Source organism: Nocardioides sp. NPDC057767, from assembly GCF_042798275.1.
Taxonomy (GTDB): domain Bacteria; phylum Actinomycetota; class Actinomycetes; order Propionibacteriales; family Nocardioidaceae; genus Nocardioides.
In genome coordinates, this window is sequence record NZ_JBHVKJ010000118.1 from 1 (window position 1) to 4,183 (window position 4,183).

Below are 4,183 nucleotides of genomic sequence, written 5' to 3' on the forward strand. Positions count from 1 at the left end.
GGAGCGAACTGCCCATTACTGGCGGGTATATGGGCAGTTCGCTCCCGGACTACCCCGCCGTGGTCGAACAGCCGCACATGCGACGGCCGCATCCAGACAGCGTCCGGCACGTCCCGCGACGGAGCAGCGGGGAGGTCGGGTCGGCAGGCGTAGCCGAGGTAGCCGAACCACTGCTCCCCGGGCCCGACCTCGTGTTCGAGGACCTCCCAGATGTCGTCGCCGACGACCTCGGAGCGGCCACCGGCATGACGCAGCACCTCACGGCGCGCGGCCGAGTAGGTCAGCGAGACATCGTCGTCCTCCAGCCAGCCGATCAGGGACCGGGCCCCGGACCACTCCCGCGCCCCACCACCGTCGAGCCAGACGCAGCGGGGGTGTGCGGCGGCCACCTCGGCGAAGAGGTCCTCGACGCTCACCGGTACCTCACCGCTGCCTCAGACCTGCGGGTTCAGGAAGTTCGCGACCATCGCCGCACCGTGCTGGGAGAGCACCGACTCGGGATGGAACTGCACGCCCTCGAGCGGCAGCGACCGGTGGCGTACGCCCATCACGACCCCGTCCTCGGACCGGGCCGTGACCTCCAGGACGTCGGGCACGGAGACGGCCGCGAGGGAGTGGTAGCGCACGGCCTCGAGCGGCGAGGGAATGCCGGCGAAGACCCCGCGACCGTCGTGGGTCACCTGCGCGACCTCACCGTGGGCGGGCTCGATCCGGTCGACGACGCCGCCGTAGGCGGTGACCAGACCCTGCATCCCCAGGCAGACGCCGAGGACGGGCCGCCCCGCCGCCAGGAGTACGTCACGCCCGACCGCGAAGTCCGCCGGGTCGGCAGGGTGGCCGGGCCCGGGCGAGAGCACCACATGGGTGTAGCCGGCGAGGTCTCCGAGCTTCACCTCGTCGTGCTCGACGACGTCCGGCATCTCGCCACTGACCTGCGCGATCATGTGGACAAGACTCCACACGTAGGAGTCGTGGTGATCGATCACCACCACGCGCGCGCTCATTGTGCGAGGAGGTCGCTGACCACGTCGTGGATGAGGTCGTAGCCGCGCTCGGTGAGGACCGACTCCGCATGGAACTGGATGCCGGCGTAGTGCGGCCCGGAGATGGCGTGGATGTCGCCGGTCTCGGGGTCGGCATCCACCGACACGCCCGGGGGCAGCTCCGCCGACCCGACGCGCCCCACGAAGGTGTTGTAGAAGCCGACGCGCTCACGGCGCGGCCGCCCGCCGAACCCCAGACCCACCCGGGTCTGGGTGCCCTGGAAGACGATGTCCTTGTAGTGGAGCCCGATCCCGAGCTGGTGGCACAGCGCCTGGTGACCGAGGCAGACCGCCAGGAACGGCTGCCCGCTCTCGAGCAGCGACGCGACAGCGGCGCGCAGCTTGGCCATCTTGGGATCGGCATCATCGCGCGGGTCGCCCGGCCCGGGGCCGACGATGACGAGATCGGCGCCTTCGAAAGCCCCGTCCTCGTAGTCCTCGTGGCGGACCACGGAGGACGTCATGCCGAGCACCCGGAGGACGTGACGCAGCATGCGTACGAAGTCGTCCTCGCCGTCGAGGATCACCGCGTGCTTGCCGGCGAGGTGGGCCGAGGGCTCCTCGTCGGCCTGGTCGGTGAGCCAGAACGACGACAGCCGGCGGTTGCGGGCAGCCAGGGTCAGCAGCAGGTCCTCGTCGTTGACCAGCTCGGAGACGTCCTGCGCGAGCGCCGGCGCGGCCGGCACCAGCCCGAAGGCCGACAGGATCCCGCCGGCCTTGGCGTGCGTCTCGGCGACCTCGTACTTCGGGTCGGAGTCGCGCACCAGCGTCGCCCCGGCGCTCACCTTCAGCCGGCCGTCGACGGAGACGTCCGCCGTGCGGATCACGATCGGCGAATCGACCGTCGGGGCGCCGGAATCGTCACGGCCGAGCAGCGCGAGGGCGGCACCGTAGTAGCCACGGCCCTCCGGCTCGTACTTCTTGATCAGCCGGCACGCGTTCTCCACCGGCGAGCCGGTGACGGTGGCGGCGTACATCGTGTCGCGCAGGATCTCGCGCGGGTCCCGCCCGGAACGGCCGGCGAGCAGGTATTCGGTGTGGATCAGCCGCGACATCGGCTTCAGGAACGGCCCGAGCACCTGGCCGCCCTGATCGCAGATGTCGCACATCATCTTGAGCTCCTCGTCGACCACCATGAAGAGCTCGTAGACCTCCTTCTGATCCGTCAGGAAGTCGGTCAGCTGCCCCTTGAGGTCGTGCGCGATCTTCTCCGGCGTTCCCTCGAGGTCGCGCGGCAGCCGGAAGGTGCCGGAGATCGGGTTCATCCGGACGTCGCCGCCGTGGACGCTCACGTGGCGCTCGGGCGAGGCGCCGATGAGGTAGCGGTCGCCGGTGAAGAAGCAGTAGGTCCAGTACGCCCCACGCTCGCGCTCCAGCAGACGACGCAGCACGGTGAGTGCGCGGTCGTGGTTCCAGTCGTCGAGCTGCGCGCGGTAGTGGCGGCCGATCACGAAGTTGGCGCCCTCGCCCTGGCCGATCTCGTCCTCGATGACGGTCTTGACCAGGTCGGCGTAGGTGTCGTCGTCGACGTCGAACCCGCCGCGGTCGGTGAACTCCACCGGCACATCGGGCAGCGCCTCGATCACCTCGGCGACGGAGAACTCCCACTCGCGCTCCACGTCGACGACCACCAGCGGGGTGCCGTCGTCGTGGGCCTCGAAGCCCCGCTCGCTCACCTGGCGGAACGGCACCGCGAGCAGCCGGTCGGCCACCTTGCCGGGCTCCGGGGTGCCCTCCTCGAGCGGTACGTCGAGCAGCGACTCGACCACCGACCTCGTCCCCGCCAGCATGCCGACCGTGTCGCGGTCACCCGCCCGCGAGGAGCGCCGGATGATCGCCCACGCCTCGTGCCCCGTGATCTCCTCGATCGCGGTCTTGGCAGGGCTGTTGGTCGTCATGGACATGAGCCTAATTGTCGCGCGCGCGGGAGACGCATTCGATTCGGATGGTGGGCCGCGTGCAACCCCGCGGTGCCCCCGATCCGTTGACAGTGCGTGAGACGTTCCCAAGACGCCGAATTCGAGGCCTTCGTACGCCGCCACCGAGCGCAGCTCGTCGGCACCGCCCGGCTGCTGACCGCCGGCGACGCCCACCTGGCCGAGGACCTGGTCCAGACGACCCTGGTCAAGGTCTACCTGGCCTGGGGGCGAGCGTCCCAGCAGCCCGCTGCGTACGCTCGCCGCACCCTGGTCAACTGCCTGACCGACCACCGCAGGCGACCGTTCTTCCGACGGGAGCACGGCGCGGTCTCGCTGCCCGAGGGCGCGGTCGAGGACCCCGCGATGGTCGATCCCGAGCTCGTCGCGGCACTGGCCGAGCTCCCGCCCCGGCAGCGCGCGGCCGTCGTGCTCCGCCACGTCCACGACCTCTCGGTCGACGAGGTCGCCGACGCGCTCAGCTGCTCGACCGGGACCGTGAAGTCCCAGACGGCACGCGGCCTGGACAAGCTCCGCGCGCTGCTCACCCCCACCCAACTGACAGGAGACTCCCGATGAACGACGTGATCGACCGCCTCGCCCGCCTGACCCCCTCTCCGGCCGCTCCGGCGGAGGATGCCACCGCCGACCTCCGCCGTGGCCACCAGGCCCTCTCCCGGCGCCGGATCAAGCGCGCCGCCCTCGGCGGCGTGGCACTGACTCTCGCGCTCGGGGGCGCCTTCGGCGGGATCGCCCTGACCTCCGACCCCGAGGTCACGCCGATCACCCAGGCCACGGACAAGGTACGCCTCGTCGACTACGACGGCACCCAGATGCCCGGCTACACCGTGGCCAAGGTGCCCGAGGGGTTCGTGCTGCAGGGCTCCGACCAGTACGTCCTCGCCGTCGCCCGCCCCGACGACACGTCGACCATCAGCGACTTCCGGGACAAGATCGTGGTGACCCTCGAGTCGGCCTCGTCGCCCGTCGAGGGCGCCACCGACACCACCGTCGACGGCCGGCCCGCCACCATCGTCACCACCCCCGACGGCGCGACCGTGCTCAAGTACGCCTACCGCGACTTCACCGTCGTCATCCAGATGTGGAACTCCATCCACCTCACCGACGAGCAGCTCGTCGAGTTCGCCGAGGGTGTCGAGGTCACCGCCGACGCCAAGCCCTCCGTCGGCTGATCCGTCATCGCCGAGTCGGCCCGTCTTGACG

Annotated in this window: 4 protein-coding genes and 1 pseudogene; 2 read left to right on the forward strand and 3 right to left on the reverse strand. The window is 70.6% G+C overall.

The genetic code is table 11. The features are described from left to right. From ACFVDI_RS28500 to ACFVDI_RS28510, 3 genes and pseudogenes are all read right to left on the reverse strand, one after another. Positions 1-416 (reverse strand): annotated as a pseudogene (locus ACFVDI_RS28500) (anthranilate synthase component I family protein); the annotation flags it as partial. A gap of 18 nt (positions 417-434) precedes the next feature. Then, positions 435-1,004: an anthranilate synthase component II gene (locus ACFVDI_RS28505; RefSeq protein ID WP_378912246.1), complete on the reverse strand. Its 570-nt coding sequence runs from the start codon at positions 1,002-1,004 to the stop codon at positions 435-437. Beyond that, a complete protein-coding gene (locus ACFVDI_RS28510; protein ID WP_378912247.1) occupies positions 1,001-2,941 on the reverse strand; it encodes an anthranilate synthase family protein in 1,941 nt (646 codons plus the stop codon). The genes ACFVDI_RS28505 and ACFVDI_RS28510 overlap by 4 nt, the downstream gene beginning before the upstream one ends. Positions 2,942-3,037: 96 nt before the next feature. Here ACFVDI_RS28510 and ACFVDI_RS28515 point away from each other — a divergent pair, with 96 nt between their 5' ends. Both ACFVDI_RS28515 and ACFVDI_RS28520 read left to right on the forward strand, forming a co-directional pair. After that, positions 3,038-3,538, forward strand: a complete 501-nt coding sequence (locus tag ACFVDI_RS28515) for a SigE family RNA polymerase sigma factor (RefSeq protein WP_378912248.1) — start codon at positions 3,038-3,040, stop codon at positions 3,536-3,538. Further along, entirely contained in the window at positions 3,535-4,152 is a 618-nt protein-coding gene (locus ACFVDI_RS28520; protein ID WP_378912249.1) for a hypothetical protein, read from the forward strand. The genes ACFVDI_RS28515 and ACFVDI_RS28520 overlap by 4 nt, the downstream gene beginning before the upstream one ends. Positions 4,153-4,183: the final 31 nt, after the last annotated feature.